This is a genomic window from Abyssisolibacter fermentans (assembly GCF_001559865.1).
GTDB lineage: Bacteria > Bacillota > Clostridia > Tissierellales > MCWD3 > Abyssisolibacter > Abyssisolibacter fermentans.
This window is the reverse complement of the sequence record NZ_LOHE01000060.1, coordinates 14,102-32,599: the sequence shown is the minus strand read 5'-3', so window position 1 is coordinate 32,599 and position 18,498 is coordinate 14,102. Positions and strand designations below refer to the sequence as shown.

The 18,498-nt window shown below is 28.2% G+C and carries 17 protein-coding genes; all 17 read left to right on the top strand.

The genetic code is table 11. The features are described 5' to 3' along the window. The first annotated feature begins 58 nt into the window (after positions 1-58). Positions 59-2,020 (top strand): PEP/pyruvate-binding domain-containing protein, encoded by a 1,962-nt coding sequence (locus AYC61_RS10535; RefSeq protein WP_066501483.1) that lies wholly within the window; start codon positions 59-61, stop codon positions 2,018-2,020. Between the two features lie 246 nt (positions 2,021-2,266). Next, positions 2,267-2,830: a GTP cyclohydrolase I FolE gene (folE, locus tag AYC61_RS10530; protein ID WP_066501706.1), complete on the top strand. Its 564-nt coding sequence runs from the start codon at positions 2,267-2,269 to the stop codon at positions 2,828-2,830. Positions 2,831-2,928: 98 nt separating this feature from the next. Then, complete coding sequence (locus AYC61_RS10525) at positions 2,929-3,915, top strand: radical SAM/SPASM domain-containing protein (RefSeq protein ID WP_066501475.1); 987 nt, start codon at positions 2,929-2,931, stop codon at positions 3,913-3,915. Positions 3,916-3,932: 17 nt separating this feature from the next. Continuing rightward, positions 3,933-4,367 (top strand): NUDIX hydrolase, encoded by a 435-nt coding sequence (locus tag AYC61_RS10520; protein ID WP_066501472.1) that lies wholly within the window; start codon positions 3,933-3,935, stop codon positions 4,365-4,367. 16 nt (positions 4,368-4,383) lie between these two features. Then, positions 4,384-5,061, top strand: a complete 678-nt coding sequence (locus tag AYC61_RS10515; protein ID WP_066501465.1) for a hypothetical protein — start codon at positions 4,384-4,386, stop codon at positions 5,059-5,061. A gap of 25 nt (positions 5,062-5,086) precedes the next feature. Next, positions 5,087-5,878 carry a hypothetical protein gene (locus tag AYC61_RS10510; RefSeq protein WP_066501460.1) on the top strand — a complete coding sequence of 264 codons (792 nt, stop codon included), beginning with the start codon at positions 5,087-5,089 and terminating at the stop codon, positions 5,876-5,878. 6 nt (positions 5,879-5,884) lie between these two features. Then, positions 5,885-6,451: a hypothetical protein gene (locus tag AYC61_RS10505; protein WP_066501454.1), complete on the top strand. Its 567-nt coding sequence runs from the start codon at positions 5,885-5,887 to the stop codon at positions 6,449-6,451. After that, the gene (locus tag AYC61_RS10500) at positions 6,451-7,275 is read left to right on the top strand and encodes a tRNA lysidine(34) synthetase (protein ID WP_066501446.1); all 825 of its coding nucleotides are present in this window, start codon (positions 6,451-6,453) and stop codon (positions 7,273-7,275) included. Before AYC61_RS10505 ends, AYC61_RS10500 begins: the two co-directional genes overlap by 1 nt. Before the next feature lie 23 nt (positions 7,276-7,298). Next, positions 7,299-8,939, top strand: a complete 1,641-nt coding sequence (locus tag AYC61_RS10495; protein ID WP_066501443.1) for an MBL fold metallo-hydrolase — start codon at positions 7,299-7,301, stop codon at positions 8,937-8,939. Positions 8,940-8,977: 38 nt separating this feature from the next. Further along, positions 8,978-9,976 carry a radical SAM/SPASM domain-containing protein gene (locus AYC61_RS10490; RefSeq protein WP_066501439.1) on the top strand — a complete coding sequence of 333 codons (999 nt, stop codon included), beginning with the start codon at positions 8,978-8,980 and terminating at the stop codon, positions 9,974-9,976. A gap of 11 nt (positions 9,977-9,987) precedes the next feature. After that, on the top strand, positions 9,988-11,301 hold the full coding sequence (locus tag AYC61_RS10485; RefSeq protein ID WP_066501434.1) for an amidohydrolase family protein: 1,314 nt from the start codon (positions 9,988-9,990) through the stop codon (positions 11,299-11,301). After that, positions 11,291-12,718, top strand: coding sequence for a radical SAM/SPASM domain-containing protein (locus AYC61_RS10480; RefSeq protein ID WP_066501433.1), 1,428 nt, complete (start codon positions 11,291-11,293; stop codon positions 12,716-12,718). The genes AYC61_RS10485 and AYC61_RS10480 overlap by 11 nt, the downstream gene beginning before the upstream one ends. Before the next feature lie 23 nt (positions 12,719-12,741). Then, entirely contained in the window at positions 12,742-13,902 is a 1,161-nt protein-coding gene (gene metK, locus AYC61_RS10475) for a methionine adenosyltransferase (RefSeq protein ID WP_066501431.1), read from the top strand. Positions 13,903-13,919: 17 nt separating this feature from the next. Then, a complete protein-coding gene (locus AYC61_RS10470; RefSeq protein ID WP_066501428.1) occupies positions 13,920-15,371 on the top strand; it encodes a radical SAM/SPASM domain-containing protein in 1,452 nt (483 codons plus the stop codon). Between the two features lie 17 nt (positions 15,372-15,388). Then, entirely contained in the window at positions 15,389-16,366 is a 978-nt protein-coding gene (locus AYC61_RS10465) for a radical SAM/SPASM domain-containing protein (protein WP_066501425.1), read from the top strand. Between the two features lie 259 nt (positions 16,367-16,625). Further along, positions 16,626-17,486: a hypothetical protein gene (locus AYC61_RS10460; protein WP_066501418.1), complete on the top strand. Its 861-nt coding sequence runs from the start codon at positions 16,626-16,628 to the stop codon at positions 17,484-17,486. 1 nt (position 17,487) lies between these two features. Then, on the top strand, positions 17,488-17,754 hold the full coding sequence (locus AYC61_RS10455) for a PqqD family protein (protein ID WP_066501409.1): 267 nt from the start codon (positions 17,488-17,490) through the stop codon (positions 17,752-17,754). The last annotated feature ends 744 nt before the right edge of the window (positions 17,755-18,498 follow it).

The following is an 18,498-nucleotide window of genomic DNA, read 5'->3' as shown; positions in this document are numbered from 1 at the left end:
ACACAATAATAAACATTTTTGAATTTAAATCTATTAAAAATAAAAAGGAGAATATTCCATGAAATATGGAAATAAATGCAATTATTTAATAGAAATGAAAAAAAATAATATACTGGTACCTAAATTTTCTATGCTAGGATATGATTTTTTTATTGATTTTTTAAAAGCTGTAGATACATTAGAAACTACACAATTATTAGCACTTCAAAATGCTTGGATTGAAGAAAAATTTAAAGTAATTAAGAAGAAAATTCTTGAGGCTCCCATTCCTCAAGAAATTATTGATAGAATTAATGAAGTTTGTTTAGGACTTAAATTTCCGATAGCTATACGATCTTCTGCTTCTATTGAGGATGGTACTAAACAGTCAGGAGCTGGACTATATAAAAGCGTACTTAATGTGAGCAAAGATGTGATAGTAGATAAAGTGAGAGAAGTATTAGCTTCTTTATATGATGAGAAATGCATATTATTAGCTCAGGGTAAGGAATTTTATCCTGAAATTTATTACATGGGAATAGTATTTCAAGAGATGATTAATCCAGAGTGGAGTGGAGTATTATTTACAGCAGATCCTATTACAGGGGATCCTTCACAAATTCAGTTGGAAATGGCTAAAGGCTTAGGCGATAAGATTGTTTCAGGGTTAGTAGAAACTGAGTTTTCTTATATATCTAAGCTTGAAAATACTAATATTGGTGATTTAGAAAAGAATACAATGATAAACAAGCTTAGAAATGTTGCTGTTAACTTAGAGAATATATTAGGAAAACAATTAGACATAGAATGGGCTTATTCAGATGCAAATGTATATATTCTTCAGTGTAGACCAATAACAACTATCCAACCAAAGCCGACTATTGATAAAGTTAAAATATTTTCTATATCAGAGTTGGGACCAAAAACATATCCTTTTTTAGGATTTTTACAACGGCGTTATTCAAAATGGTTAAAAAAAGCAAAACTATTCCATGCGTGTGAAAAAAATAAAATTAAAACTCATAAATGGAAATTATGTGTATTTAACAAAGAACTTTTTACGACTTTGAATTTTGGTAGTTTATTAGAAGACTATGAATCAGAATTCGTTTTTTATACTATAAATGGAAATACTGTTTACTGTGATAAAATATGTGAAGTTCGTGATAAAATCAAAAAATTTATAGATACATATAATGATAATCTCTATTGTGTTAGCTTTCGAGAGATTTTACCTAATGAAAGATCAGCTATATCGTGTATAAAAGGAGATGGAAGCGTACAGATTGAGTGTATAAGTGGTAGGATATATAGCCTTAAATCAGGAACTGTTGCACCAACACGTTATATATTAGATGAAAACGGTAATATTACAGATGTTTATATAGAAGAACAAGATGTTTATTATTACGAGGAAGACATTTTGAATATGGTACTGTCTGGATATAAACAAAAAATTGATCTCTCAAATGAAATCATAACAAAAATATGTATGGCAACTCAAAAGTTATATAATGAACTTGGCTCAGTAGCTGTTGAATGGTGGATTTGGGGTGATGAACCGTATGTTGGTGATACTTCACTTTTAAAATCTGAACTACAAAATAAAAACAATTTCATAATTTCTGAAGGCAAAGCCAAAGGAAATTTATTCAAGCTACCTGCTTATGAAAACAGTTTAATAGAAAAACTCAGCATATTTAATACAATTTCAGTAGCTAATTCAGATTTTGATTTAGATAAGATAGATGTTTTTCTAAATCTAAAAGAGCAGTTAATTAAGTGGTCAAAGGATGGTGATATACTACTTTATTGTGAAAGACCTTATTTATTTTTAGCTCCATTTAAAAAATTTGTTTCTGGTTTTGTTTTCAAGAAAGCTTCGAATCTTTGTCATTTATCTTTGATACTACGAGAAGTAGGAATACCAGCAATATCTTTAGAAGGACAGGAAGTCAAGGAAACAAATGGAGAATATTTTGAATTAGATGCATATAAGGGAGATTTAAAATTAGTTACAAGAAAAAGGGGACAAGCATGATGTGTTGTATAGTAATTAAAAATATGTAGATGATAATATTTTTCTTACAAATATAAATGAGGATGTAATTATAAGTTAATGTAAGTTAAGTCTCCAATTATATATGACCATTTTAGAAATGATTGTGAAGGGGGGGATGAATAAGTTTAGGTTATAGGATTAGCTCTAAAATGGATGCTTTAAAAGAAGATTTTATTTTATTTAATGTAATAAAATTAAAGGATAAGCGGGGTGAGAGATGATTGTATGATTGATAAGGATAGAATTAGAAATGCAGTAAGAGAAATACTCATTGCAATTGGAGAAAATCCTGATAGAGATGGTTTGCTTGAAACACCAGCTAGGGTTGCAAATATGTATGAAGAAATCTTTATAGGGTTGCATAAAAATCCAATAGATGAAGTGAAAATTTTCAAAGAAAAAAATCAAGAAGAAATAATTTTAGTTAGGGATATACCTGTGTATTCTATGTGTGAGCATCATTTGTTACCGTTTCACGGTAAAATCCATGTTGCATACATCCCTGATGATGGCAGAATTTTAGGTTTAAGCAAATTTGGTAGAGTAGTGGATATTATTTCTAAAAAGCCGCAGTTACAAGAAAGGCTAACTAATGAAGTTGCTGATCTTATATGTGAAGTAATTAATCCAAAAGGGGTAGCTGTAATAATGGAGGCTGAACATTTGTGTATGACAATGAGAGGTATAAAAAAAATGGGTTCTAAAACAGAAACTGTGGCATTAAGAGGTACTATTAAAAATGATTTCAATATTAGGAATAATGTTATATCACTAATTAAATCATGTTAGATTAAATTTAGGAAAATGCTTAATATATAATTTTTTATTAATAAATGATGATGTTTAGTAACATTAGCAAAAGAATATAATGTAAAGGAGCTACAGATATGAGTTGGTCTATTGGTATAGGTAGTACAAATAAATGCAATTTAAATTGTCCACATTGTTATTCAAGAGAACGAAAAGATGCTGAACTAAGTTATCAACAAATTAAGCATATATTAGATTCATTAGAGGTTGATTCAATAAATTTTGGTACTGGAGAGAATTTATTGAATAAAGATTTTATCAAAATACTTGATTTAATTATGGAGAGAGGAATTAAAACTAGTCTTACCAGCAATGGTTACACTGTAATGAATTTGCCAAAAGAATATTTAGAATTCTTTAATGATATTGATATTTCATTGGAATTTCCAAACAAAGAAAAACAGTCTCAGTTCAGAGGAAAAGGTTCATGGGATTTGGCTATAGGAGCAATTGAACGATGCAAGAAACATGATATTGAAACAAGTATAGCATGTTGTATGATGAATATTAATGTAAATGATATTCCAAATTTTGATAAATTAATTTCTGCATATGATATTAATCTACGTATTAATACATATAAACCTGTTAATACACGAAAATACTGCCTAACGTATGAAGAATTTTGGAAAGGGATAGAAAATATTTTTTCGAGAATGAAGCTAATAGCCTGTAGTGAGCCTATTGTAAATGCTGTTTTAGGAATTGAGCATCCAAGGTTAGAATGTGGATGTGGAAGGACAAGTATAAGAATTAAACCAAGTGGAGCTATCATGCCATGTGTATATTGGAACGAGAGTGATGTTAATATTAATAATTTAGATGTTCTAAATGAATCTACATTTGATTATATGCATATTATTCCTAAGGAGTGTTTAGATTGTGAGCATGTTTCAATTTGTGCAGGAGGATGTGAAGGAAGACGTTTATACAATGATTTACAAAAACCAGATGAATATTGCCCATTTATTCGAGGGGATAAAATTAACATTTCTTATGAATTAGCTGGTAAAAAAGATTTAGTGCATGCTTCATATTTATGTACTATAATCCTAGAAAGTTAAGATTTAGGAGTGAAATTATGAGCTTAGAAAATAAATTTTTTGTTGCGCTAAAGGCATTAATATTTTTTGAAGAACGTTTTCTTATTATAAAACGAACTGATAAAGCAAGAGGAGATTTTTATCATTGGGAATTTCCTGGGGGAAGATTAGAATTTGGTGAATCACCGAAAGAAGCTTTAAAGCGAGAAATAATAGAAGAAACGGGGCTAAAAAATGTAGATTGTCTTTATCCGATAAATGCTTGGAATTTCTTAAAGGATGAACACACTGAAATAATAGGAATAACATATCTTTGCAAGAGTGAAGATAAAAAAATAGAGCTTTCAATAGAACATGATGAATATGCTTGGATATCATATGATGACATTATAAATTATAATTTTTCTCCTGGAATATTAGAGGACATAAAAAAATGGAATTGGCAGCAAATACTAAAAGATATTGTAAAGTAGTTTGGAGGATATATCAGTGTTAAATCGTCAACTAATAAATGAAATATTTCAATTTGAAAATCTGTGCAAGTCAAAAGATATTAATACAGATTATTTATATACATTTACAAATTATCTAATTGTACATGAAGAATTAGAATATGCTAAACAAATTACTAATGATTATATAGTAAAATTCTTAGTTTATACATTTATTCGTATATATCTTGACTATACTGATGATTCTATAAAAAGTGTTATTAATCTTATTAAAGAATTTGTAAAGTGGAGTAAAGAAAAAGAATTAAATGATTTAAATATAGATTTTACCAAAATTGAAGAAGTGTTGTATAGAACTAGAAGATTATCATCAATGCTACCAAAGCTAAAAGAAACTGTAAATATTCCTATGATTAAATTTAATAAAAACTTTTGGTTAGGTAATCTTGATAAACAGATACTAGAAGAAGATGAAGTGTTGACATCTAATTTTACAATGAGTAAAAATGACGAAGGAAATATTGTTTTAAAAGATATCGAAGAACCATGGAAAGAATATATATTGAATAAGAATAATATATTAGAACAATTAGATGTAAAGAATGAAGTTATTGTTCTTGAAATATATAAAAATATTAAGCAATGTACATGGAGGATCATAGACATTGGTCTAATATATCCAGCATATGCAATGAAGTATATATCAAAGAAATAATCAGGAGTGTGCAAGGAGGTTTATTATGTCAATTCAAGTATGTATCATGGCACCAATTAAGTATCTTGAGCTTTTTTCACTAAAAGGTGATATGCTATTTGCTTTGCCACATATTTCTGATTCAAGTAAAGAATACAATAGATTTTATCAAAGGAATAATAAATACAAAATATTAGATAGTGGTGTTATTGAATTAGGTAAGCCATATAGCTTTGAAAAAATTGTACAAGTTGCACAGAGATTAAAGGTTAATGAAATAGCTATACCTGATTATCTTCACAATGCAAAAAAAACAATTGAAAGTGCAAGATATGTTTCAAAGCAATATAAGGAAATGAATACATCAGATAAATTTAATTTAATGGGAATTGCACAAGGTACTACAGTTGATGAATGGTTAAATTGCTTTGAAGAACTAATTACAATGGATAAAGTTTCAGTTATTGGAATAGGAATTTACAGTGTAAAGAGAGTTTTTTCATCTATAACAAATAAAAGTGATTGTTTAAGTAATAGGATGAAGTGTGTTGAATTATTAGTTAAAAAAAATCTTATTCCAAAAGGAAAATATATACATTTACTGGGATTGGGAGACCCAATTGAGTTAGTATATCAAAAACAGCATCCGTTTGTTAGAAGTTGTGATACAACTAGACCTATAATATATGGTTTGCATGGCATAAGATACACTAATGAAGGATTTATTCCGTGTGAGGAATATAAAGGTAAGAAAATGGATTATTTTATGGATATAAACCCTGAATATCATGCAAGTATATTACAAAACATTGAAGTAATAAAAGAGTTAGCTAAATAATTCTATATGACATTTTTCAATGATGGGAGTGGTTTAGATATATTAGTTATTTTCGAAGGATTCGACAGGACTGGAAAAACAAGTTTAGCCCAATATATAGCTAGAGAATTAGGCTTTCGTTATAAGCATAATATGCCAAGTTACAATTGTAAGTTATATAAAGATTTAATTAAGCAAATACAGATTTTAAAAAGTAATACTGTTATAGACCGATTTCATTTAACAGAATTGGTTTGTGGAAAAATAGTATGTAATCATGTAAGGTTATCGGATAGTCATATAAAAATGATTGAAGATTGCTTGAAGCAGCACAATGTAGTATTTGTACATTGTTATGCAGATACAGAAGATGTAAAAATGAGATATAAGAAAGAATTAAACAAATATGTTCCAATAGAATTAATTAATTCATGTTTAAACGAGTATTCTAATTTGTTTAATGAATTAAACGAAAGAGGCTTTAAGGTTTATGAATCAAATAGTAGTTTACCAATGGATTTACAACTGCAAAATGTGCAAAAGTTAATAAAAGACTTAAAAATGATGTTAACTGAGGAGGAAGGAATTAGATAGTGTTATATGATTTATTTAGCGAAAATATAGAAAAAAATAAACTGATTAAAAAAAATGATCGCATATTAGTTTTACACTCTTTAGGTAAAGATGCAAGTGTGTTAATGAATTTGCTCTGCCAGTATAAGATGAAGATGGATTTTGAGTTGATTCCTGTATTATTTCGTGTTCCACAGCATGTATATGATAATAAAGATGAAGTTATGATGATACTTGAGCATTGGAAGTCTATGGGACATGAAATTAACATTATTGATTTTGACTATGAGGATACTTTTTGGGAAAGATCAGATAAGGTTGATGCAAACAACCTTCCTTGTTCTAGGTGTAGAGATTTAAGGAACGAGCAAATTAAAATTGCTATTGATAAATATAAACCTAATAGCGTTGCATGCGGATTTAATCTTACAGATTTACAAAATTATCTTGTAACAATGATGCTTATTTCAAATTTTACTTTTGATTCAAGTTCAATAAATGATGAAACAACAGCAAAACGGTTTGAAAGCTTAATATCTAGATTTTTTGTTGATGTACAATCTAATTTTGACAACTTGTTACATTGGATTTTACCACTGCTTACAATAGAAAGTACAAAGTTAAATCAATATTTAAAAGAAAAAAAAGTACCATATATAAAAACTGAATGTATTTTTAAAAGCCAAAGGGCACGTAGTGTTTTTAGTGATTATGTAAACAAATTACACTTAAACTATAATTTTAATACAGATTATAGTTGCCTAATGAAATTTTTACAAAAAAATCTAGTGAACAAGCAAGCTTTAAAGGTATCAGACAATTGGTTAAATAAAAGATCAAATTAATAAATTAGAAAGGATGAATAGTTATGAGTAATAATAAAAATATAACGATAAAGAGATACAATATATATTCAGGTTTAGAAATAAAGATTAATGATATGTCAATATGTGTAGATCCGGCAAAGATTGTTCCAAATGACTTGAAATTATTAAACCCTGATATTATTTTAATTTCTCATGAGTCTATGGATCATATGGACCCAACTCAAGTGTATAGATTGCAAAAACGTCGTAATTGTAAAATATTTTGTAGTGTAGCAGTAGCCGTTGACTTGACTCAGTATTATGCACATGATGTTGATTTTATTGATAGCATTAATGTTTTAATTCCAGGCAGTGAAATGGTATATAGAGGAGTAAAAATAATTGCATCAAAATCTGTACATTGTGATTATATGTTACCTCTTGTATTTAGATTGGATTTCTTAGAGTATGGTTTTAGTATTTTACATTGTATAGACACACTTTTATCAAGAGAAATAGAAGAACTTTCGAAAGGAACAGATATAAGTATTATTCCTATAGGGATAGCTAAAGGTGTTAGTGCTGAACTTGGTTTAGAATTTATTAGCAAGTTAAAGAGCTCTGTATATATTACAAATCATTTCACAAATCAATTAGAAGATTTTTCTAAACTTATTGAAGAAAAGAATATTGAAGAAAAATATAATGCAAAAATAATGTCTCTTGACTGGAATGAGGAATGTTATATACCTGAAAGTTATTTAAGTAAAAAAGATATAACTATAGAACATTTAGACAAATTTAGAAGTTTAAGCTTAGATGAGATAATCGAAATTTTAGATAAAAAAGACAATTTAGAAGATAATTTAAGATTCTTAATTGCTGAAATAAACCTTAGAAAAGGAGAACTATTACAAGAAAAACTATTGCAAAAGCTAGAAGAAATATATAAGACTGTTAATAAAGATTGCAAGATGTTGATACTACTACTCTTTGTAATGGTTAGCTTATTTGATTCTGCTTTGATAAATGAAAACTTTGTGAATTCTCTTAAAGAAGATTTATTACTCCCAACAGCTCCAACAAGAGATGAGTTTAAAGCTGCTTTATTATTTTTCTTAGGTACTTATTGCCAGCAAAATTCTAGTATTTATAATTTAGATGAGATAATTCAAAATATTGATATAAACCATGAGCACGTTAGTTATTGGGTAGTAGAATGTTTGGGAAGAATGGGAGTATCTAAGCATGAGGATTGTATGATTGCTATAGAAGCTTTAAGAGAAAAAATTGTTAGTATAGACAAGCTTTTTAATTCTGTGGTTGTAAGACGTAAAATATTCTGGGAATTCCATAGATTAACAAGATTATGTCCAACATTTAGTAAAGTATTTGTTGAATATTTTGATAGTGGCTTAAAAGACTTTAACCCTGATGTTCGACTGCTTGCTATCTTGTGTATCGGAGTTTTGAGTAGAACTAATAACATTATAAATAAAGAACTTATTGGTAAAATGGTTGAATTAGATAATGATGTTGAGGATGATGTTAGAGAAACCTTAGCACGAATCTTCGGAGTGATTAATAGGTACTATCATCAAATTGCAGTAGATTATAAAGAAAAAATCGAGACACTGTTAAATGATAAAAATTGCCATGTTCGTCGTGCAGCAAGAGATACTTTGAGAGAAATGGCATATTAGTATAATATTTAACCGCCGATAGAGAGGAAGGGATTATTTTGGAGTTGGATTTACATGTAACCAATAGATGTAACTTATTGTGCATGCATTGCATATATGAGTCTAATGAAATAGAAATGGAAGATATGACTCCTAAAATGTTAAAAAAATTAATTCCTGATTTTCACAAACTTGGAATTACAGAGGTTCACCTTACAGGAGGGGAACCTCTATTAAACCCTTGGATTGCAGAAATTATAGAGATATTAAGCTTAAATGGCTTAGAAGTAAGATTGCAAACTAATGGAATAAAAATAAATGAAACTACAATTGATAATTTAATGTCTAAAGGATTAAAATCTATTCTAATTAGTTTAGATGGTTTAGAGTCAAACCATAATTTTCTTAGGAATAATGAAAACTCATATAATGCAGCAATTCATGCTATAGAAGTATGTGTTAAATCAGGCATTTATACAAGAGTAAATACAGTTTTACACAAAAGAAATATCAATGATATAGAAGGATTATTAAAAGTAACTAAAGATTTAGGAGTTGATCAACATTCATTTTTTTATTTAACTCCCGGAGGCAGAGGGAAAAATATTAAAAACTTAATGCTAAGTTTACGTGAGTGGGATGATATTGAAGCAAAAATAAAATCAATAGGAAAACAAATGGATTGCTTTGATAAAATTAAATTTCAAAATTTAATTATTGATATAAAACATGAAGTAAATAAGTGTAGAATTAGTGCGCGTGATAATTGTCTAATATTAGCAGATGGAAATGTATATCCTTGTGTATTTTTTATTAATTCTCCTTATAAATTAGGAAATATTAGAGAAAAAAGTCTATATGATATTTGGAATAATGAAGATGCTTGGAATAACTATAATATAGTACGCAATAAGAGATGTCAAAATAGTAATTGTGAGGGAGGATGCAAGGGTTTGACATATTTAATTACTGGAAGTTTTCAAGGTTGTGACCCTCGCTGTCAATATAAAGAAGATTTAGTTCCAGGATGCATTAGAAGATATGTGAATTTAAAATAAGGGTTAATTTTATGAAAAAAATATTAAAAAATGGATGTATTATAACTCAAAATGAGAAAAGAGAGATTTATAAACCAGGTATGATGGTAATTGACGATAGTATTATATCGTATGTTGGAAAAGAAAAAAAGATAAATAACAGCGATAGCGTTGAAGTAATTGATTTAAAAAATGATATAGTATTGCCAGGGTTTATTAACTGTCATACACATCTACAAGCTTCAACTCTTCGTGGAAGCATAGAGGGAATGAATCTAAAAGAATATTTAAAATGTAATGAAATTATAAAAAATAGTAGAAGTCAAGAAGAACTAAAAAACGACAAAGCTGTTGCTTTACAATACGGCCTTTTAAACATAATAAGTTCAGGGATAACCTCAGTTTGTGCATCTAGCTGTGACAGTTATGCACATAAATATAAGATGAGATTGTATACAGGGTCATTAGCTATGAAAACAAAGAGTTTAAAAAAAGAGTATAAGAGTTTTGTAGATAAAATATTAAAACTTTTAAATACAGCTGATTATGATTACATTCATCCTGTTATATTTGCACATTCATTATATATGATTGACTGGGAGCTATTACATGTAGTTAAAAAGTTACTTAATGATTACCCAAGATGTCTTTTTACAATACATGTTTCTGAAAGTAAGGAAGAAGTACAATGGATCAAAAATAAAACTCAAAAAACACCGATTGAATTATTGGATTATTATGGTGTATTAACTGATAGAACTTTATTAGTTCACTGTACTTATATAAATGAATCAGATGCAAAGTTGATAGCTAAACGTGGATCAAAAGTAGTTGTTTGTCCTGTATCTAATGTTAAGCTTGGCTCTGATATACCTAATATACCATTGTTGCTAGAAAATAAAATTGATATATGCATTGGGACAGATGGGATAGCAACAAATAATTCATACGACTTACTTATAAATGCTAGAATTGCTTATTTTCTAGTTCGTCAAAAATATGAATATAGCTTATCCGCTCAAAAATTATTAGATTTAATTTCAACAGATGCTGCTACAGTGTTAGGAAATCAAAGTATAGGAAGTATTAAAGAAGGTAATTTTGCTGATTTTTTAATATTTGATGGTGATATATTAAATTTGCAGCCAAGGGTTAATATAGTTGAAAATTTAATTTTTAGCAGTAGTACACAAGCAATTAAAGACGTAGTAGTTGGGGGCGAATGGCTTATGAAAAACAACCATCTTCAGTTTGAGTATAATGACATTGTAAAACAATTTAATGTCATTGCTGAGAATTTTAATAGAAAAATTAAAAGGGTTAGAAGGTGTCAAAATGATAAATAAGGATGTTCACATTTTTACTAAAGGTCAGTATTCTTGTTTGTATAATTCAATAACTATGGATTTGATATATTTAAAAAATAATTGGTTATCAGGTAACAAACCGTCAGAGGAAATATGCAAGCAGCTTCCAAAAGAATTTACAACAAATAATGATTATTATAAAGAAGCATTAAAAAAAATACAAAGCTATTTAAAGCCGAATATAAAAACATTATTTATGATAATAAATGAACAGTGTAATTTAGCTTGTGAATATTGTAGATATATTAATAAGCTTCCAAAGAATTTTGTTGGTCAAGTAATGGATGAAACTGTTGGTAAAGGTCTCATAAACAAATTTCTAACAAGTGAAATTGATAATGAAAGTAAAACTATTGTGTTATTTGGCACAGAGGTACTACAAAATTCAGATTTAGTTGAAGAACTGGCTAAATATATACGAGAAATTGATTTGAAAAACCAATTAAGTCCGACTGATATTACAATTTTTACAAATGGTACGTTAATTAACGATAGGGTAGTAAGGTTTATAAAACAATATGATATTACTCCTATAATATCAATTGATGGATGGGAGGAAATACATGATAAAGCCAGAGTAAATAAAGCAGGAAAAGGAACATACAAGAAAATAAGGAAAAACTGTGAATTATTAAAGAATGAAGGAATAAAATTTGGTATTTCTACTGCTGTAGGAGAACATAATGTTGATTATTTGCCAGAAATTATAGATTTCTTTATAGAGGAATTTGATCCCTTGAATGTTGGATTAAACCCACTTGAAATTAATGATAAATATTCAAAGGAAATTTTTTTTAACAAGTATATTGAACAAGGTTTAAAAGCCTTTGAAGTTGCACGCCAAAAAGGAATTTCTCTTCCACAAGTAATGAGAAGGATTAGACCTTTTGTTGAGCAAAAACATCGTTTGAAGGAATGTCCTACATGTGGAGGTGCTTTAAGAGTATATCCAAATGGAAGAATAGGGACTTGTTCACACTTTGTCGCGGTTAATGAATATTGCATAGATTATAAGACTTATATAAATGAAGATATTAATAGTAAAGATATATTTAATCAATGGAGTCATAGGACGCAGTTTAGTTTTAATCAATGTTCTAATTGCGAGGCTATTAGTCTTTGTGGTGGAGGTTGTGTATATAATGCCTTTCTTCAAAATGATGAAATAATGGCTCCTGATTATAGAATTTGTTTTCACAGTAAATATGCACTAGAGTGGTGTATATGGAAGCTCTTTGAGTACACGAGAGGAGCAAATATCTTAGAAAAACAAACATATTTTAAACCAGATAAGAAGATGAGAAAACTTATTTACGGAAATATAGATGAAGATAATTTAAAGCTTCCATTGCAAAAATATAATACCTTTGGTGAACATTTGATTTTTAGTTATTGAGATAAATGGAAAGGAGTTAGGTAATGAGGCGATTATATTCAGCTGAATATGTATCTAAAGGACATCCGGACAAGCTTGCAGATTTAATTTCGGATACCCTTCTTGATGAATTCATAAAAGTTGATGCAAATTGTCATATTGCATGTGAGACACTTATAAGTAACAATCTAATAGTTGTAGCAGGAGAGATAAATTCATCAGCAAATCAAATTTCTTATGAGGGTTCTATTAAAAATGCATTAAAGATATGTGGATATGACAGGGATGAATCAGGTTTTAATTTAGAAGATTCTAAAATTATATTTAATTTGAATAAACAATCAAGAGATATTGATAACTCAATAAAAAACAGTTATGAATTTAGAAATGGAAACGCAAAGGAAGAAGCAGATATGATTGGTGCTGGAGATCAAGGGATAGTAATTGGATATGCTTGCAATGAAACTAAAGAGCTTATACCTTTGGCACATATGATAGCTAGAAGTTTAATTAATAGGATTGAGTATTTGCACGATAAAAATATCTTACAATATTTACGTCCAGTAGCAAAATCTTTAGTTACATTATTATATGAAAATGGCAAACCAAAAAGCATTGAACAGATAGTTTTATCAGTTCAACATATAGAAACTGTATCTAATGAACAAATAGAAAAAGAAATATTGAATTTAGTAATAAATGAAAATGAATACAGCTATTTAATTACTCCAGATACTAAAATTTTTATTAATCCATCAGGCAGGTTTTCTATAGGAGGTCCAATGGCAGATACAGGACTAACAGGACGTAAGTTGATGGTTGACACATATGGTGGACGTGCAAGACATGGTGGTGGTGCTTTTTCTGGAAAAGATCCAAGTAAATGTGACCGTTCAGGTGCATATTTATGTCGATGGATAGCAAAGCATTTGGTTCACTTTGGCTACGCACAAGAATGTGAAGTAGAAATATTATATGCAATTGGGGTATCAAGACCAATAGACATTTCTATCAACTGTTTTGGAACTGAGAAAATTCCAATAACAAAAATGATTGAGATAGTTAAAAACAATTTTGATCTTAGAATATATAGTGTGATAAAAGAACTTCAATTAAAGAAGCCAATATATGCTGACACAGTTATAAAGGGGCACTTTGGACACATGGATGCTTTTAGTTGGGAAAGAATTGCTAAACAAATTTGAATGGGGAATGTGATATTATGAATAATTTGTATATTAAACCAATTAATTTTATTGGAAAAGAACGTGATGAAATAAATGTAAATTCAGATATATCAGTGCCTGAATTTAGTGTTATTGATTACAAATCAGACATGAAAATAATTTTTCAAAAGGATTCTTTAAAGTTGCTTTTAGTTGATCAAAAAACCTTGAGTATTTTAGAACAGTTGAAGAATGATAAAAATTATAATATACCTTTGGAGCAATTAGCTAGCTTATTGAACAATGGATTAATAATCTATAAAAGTGAGAGCAGCCAAGCATGTAAACAAGATTCTAGTAATAATAAATTACGCAAAATATTTCTCCATATATCACATGATTGCAATTTAAGGTGTGGTTATTGTTATGCAGAGGGAGGAAATTATGGTGGTAAATCACAATTAATGTCCTTTGAGACTGCTGTTAAAGCTATAGAATATGTTTTGAGCTTAGACCCAGAAATAAAGAAATTAACCATTGAATTCTTTGGTGGAGAGCCATTTTTAAATTATAAGACAATTGAAAGTATGATTAACTATATAGAAGAAGAATTCCCAAATATTAATTTTGAATATGGTTGTGTTACTAATGCAACTATAATGAATGATGAGATAGAAAATATGTTAAAAAAACATAAATTTCACGTGATGGTAACTATAGATGGTCCAAAAGATTATCACGATCTTCAAAGAACCTACCCAGATGGAACAGGAAGCTTCGAAACAGTTTTATCAAACATTCCAAAGTTTAAAAAATCAGCTAATTATTTATGTGCAAGGATTGTTTACACAAAGAAAAATATAGATTTGTTCAAAATTTTTAAATATATATATGAAGAATTAGGTATTGAAGATATTTCGTATAGACCTGTAATGACAGATAATTTGGAGTATAAAATAGATGAAGAATCTGAAAATATAGCAATTAGCACATTATGTGATTGTTTTGATTATTTTGTTGAGAAGAAGTTTGGTGATATGAGGATAGAAAGTAAATTCTTCAGTGAAATGCTCCTAAATCTTATTCAAAGAAAGGTAAAGAAAAATTTCTGCGATTTTGGTAGGTTTGCATCAATTACTCCAGAAGGTGATATATACCCTTGTACACACTTTGTTTATAACGAGCAGTATAAGATAGGCAATATATATAAAGAAAATATTGATAAAGAATTAATAAATAAGTGCATTGAATCAAGTAAAGCAAATTATGAACCTTGTAAAAGTTGCTGGATATTAGGACTTTGCGCAGGAGGATGTAAGGGAAGTGCTGCGTTTTATAATAATAATGAAATATTTATTAATGATGAATACTGCAATACAAGATATAAAATAGCAGAAAAAGCAATGATTAAAATAGCAGATCTTTATTTAGAAGATAAGCTTGAGGAAATTACTAATAAACTTATTGATGCTGAAAGCCAAAAAATATCTCCAAACCGATGGAGATAAAAGAGGGGGAAATAATATTGTATGAAATTAAAGATTTGCATGTTCGTTTAACTTCTAGGTGCAATTTGAATTGTCTCCATTGTTATGCAGCAGATTGGTTTACTGAAAAATATGAGCTGGATTTTCAAACAGTAAAATCAATTATTACTCAAGCTGTAGATTTAGGATGTGAAATAGTTACTTTTACTGGAGGAGAGCCATTAGTTCATGAAAATATATATGATTTAATTGCATTTTGTATGGAACTTGATTTGAAAGTGTCAATAGAAACTAATGGGACATTAATAGATGAAAATATGCTTATAAAGATTCCTAAACCTGATAAAATATCTTTTAAGGTTAGTTATGATGGAGAAAAAATGCGTGATAATCTGAGTGCAGACATAGTAAAAGATAAGCTTAAACTATTAGTTAAGCATGGTTTCAAAGTAAAAGCTCAAACTGTAATTACACAAATTAATGTTGGTAATGTAGAACAAATTTTTGATTTTACTCAAAGCCTAGGTATAATTAACCGTGTATTTTTAGGACATAGTAGGACAGGAAACGCAAAAGAATTACCGCTGTTTAAGGTTGATGAACTACTTAAACTTAAGGAGAGATTACTTCAAAAATACTCACATCTTACAATAGAGTTACCTCCTAGGCTTTCAGGAAAATACCAAAAAGGTTGTGGTTGGGGAGTATCAAGATGTGAAATAATGCCAAATGGAGATGTTACTTCTTGTGCTCCACTTACATTTGCTAGAAGAGATTTTATTGCAGGAAACATTAAAGAAAATTCTTTAGAGGAGTTATGGAACAGTAAACACTTTATAACTATTAGAGAATTAAAACAAGAACAATTCAAAGGAATTTGTTCAACCTGTGAATTCTGGGAAAAATGCAGAGGTTCATGCAGATCAATATCTGCTTCTATTGGCGGAGATATATTATCACCATATCCTTATTGTGAACAGCTATCATTACAATGTCAAAGTATAAGTAATGATTAGATTTATATGCAGCATAAGAGAGTAAATTTTATATACTGAAATTAGTAAATGGGTAGCATCAAAGATTATTAATATCTTTGATAATACAATATAAATGAGGAGGTGAAATTATGAAAAAATATGAAGCTCCAAAAGCTCAAAGAATAACGCTTCCAGCAGCTTTAGCATCAGACGTATGCATTATGAGGTAACTTTTATTTTGAACAGACAAACTTTATTGTTTGTCTGTTCTTGAAATATCAAAAAAAGAGGTGATTTTATGGAGGATATTATTGAAATCAAACAAAGAAATATTACAATTGAGAAAAAAGATATTTTAAAAATATTAAATTATAAAAAGGAAGATATTATTTTTTTGAGCGGGTCATTAATAGAAGGGATGAATAATAAGCTTTCAAAAGGAATGGGCAACAAATTATCAGATATAGATGTATTTATATTATCAGGTAATATAAATGAAATTAATAAATCACTATTAGACTATGATAGAGCTCATATAAAAACTCAATTTAAAAGACTATATGGAGTAAGCATCGATATTGAAATATATTCAAAACCAGTTGTATTGGATTTAATGAATCAACTTAATATATATAATTTTAGTGATAATATAAGAACATTTAATATTTTAAAAATGCCTAAAGGCTTTGATTTATTCAAATTCACTTCATTTATACATAGATTTTTAAATGGTATTCCTATTTGGAATGAAGATGGATTTAATGAAGTTAAAACTGGTTTTAATCAAAAAAATTATTTTAAGCTTATGACCAGGATATCAATTAATAATGTTGACATAAATTATGAAGATGTGATAGGTAATATTGAAAATAAACAATTTGAAGTTGCTGTTAACGTAGCAAGAAGTATATTACTTGAAACAATGAAAGCATATATCTTTTATATGAAAACGTCTCTTGATAGAGATAAATGGATTCCAATAAAACTCAAAAATTTGGCAGAGCATGATGAAGAAGCTTGTAAAGTATATAGAAAGTTTAAAAATTTATATTTTGAAGAAAAGCTAGACAATGAAAAGAGTCTTAGAATTAATGCTGAAAAAATAATTGATTTTTCAAATGAAATAATAAACAAAATTGGACAAGATGGGGAGATGTAAAATGAAAAATATTTTATATAAACGAAATATTGTTTATAGAGTAAGAACGATAAATAAACGAAACATTTTATTTGGAGGTAATCAATGTTTTGAATTGAATGAATTGGCATTATTAGTTTGGAATAGTTTAAACGGAGAAATTACTATTGATGAATTATCAAATAAAATATTAGAACAATATGATGAAGATAAAGAAGTTATAAAGAAGGATGTTAGTAATTTTATTGCTGAGATGGTAAAGGATAATGTTATTCTAGAAAGTGAATAGTTGTTATGAAAAATAAATTTGTGATGAATTATAATGAAATTTTATTGTGGTTTAGTGTGACTATATTAGTTATTATGTCATACCTGTTTGATGTAAAATATTTAATAATTCTTACCTTTGGGTTGTTGGAATTGTGTCAATTGCAAATGCTAAAAGACTTTATTTTAAAAAATATATAATTACTTCGACGCTTTTGAGAAGGAATGTTATATTATGTTGTTTCTTTTGCCATTGATGCTTAGCTTTATGCAAAGCATAGGGGAATGTACTTCACTTGATTAGAAGTCAGCTTATAAAAGTGGGGGTCTTTATGCGCTAAATAATCTGGATAGAATATTAAAAGAAATTTGAGAGGGGTTGTTTCAAAATGTTTTTTGAGACACCCCCTTTTTATATAATAGGAAATCATTAACTTTAAAATAGTGAATAAATATAATTTTCATTATGTTGAGGGCAAAATATACATTGAATATATTTATAATTGAAGATTTTGTTTCCTCAAATACAGAGCTTTAGATAGAAATTCATATAAATATTTTTCAATAATAAGGGAATGAATATTGTATAAATAAATTTAAAATTAAAATATAAGTATAATTATTACAGATTATCTAAAGAAAAAATTATCAAAATGATAGCAAGAAAACCTTTACAAGGACTAATATCTAATGATATTATTAAAATGAGATAAAAATATATCGAAATTATCAAAATGATACTATAGTATTAAATATATTTAGTTAT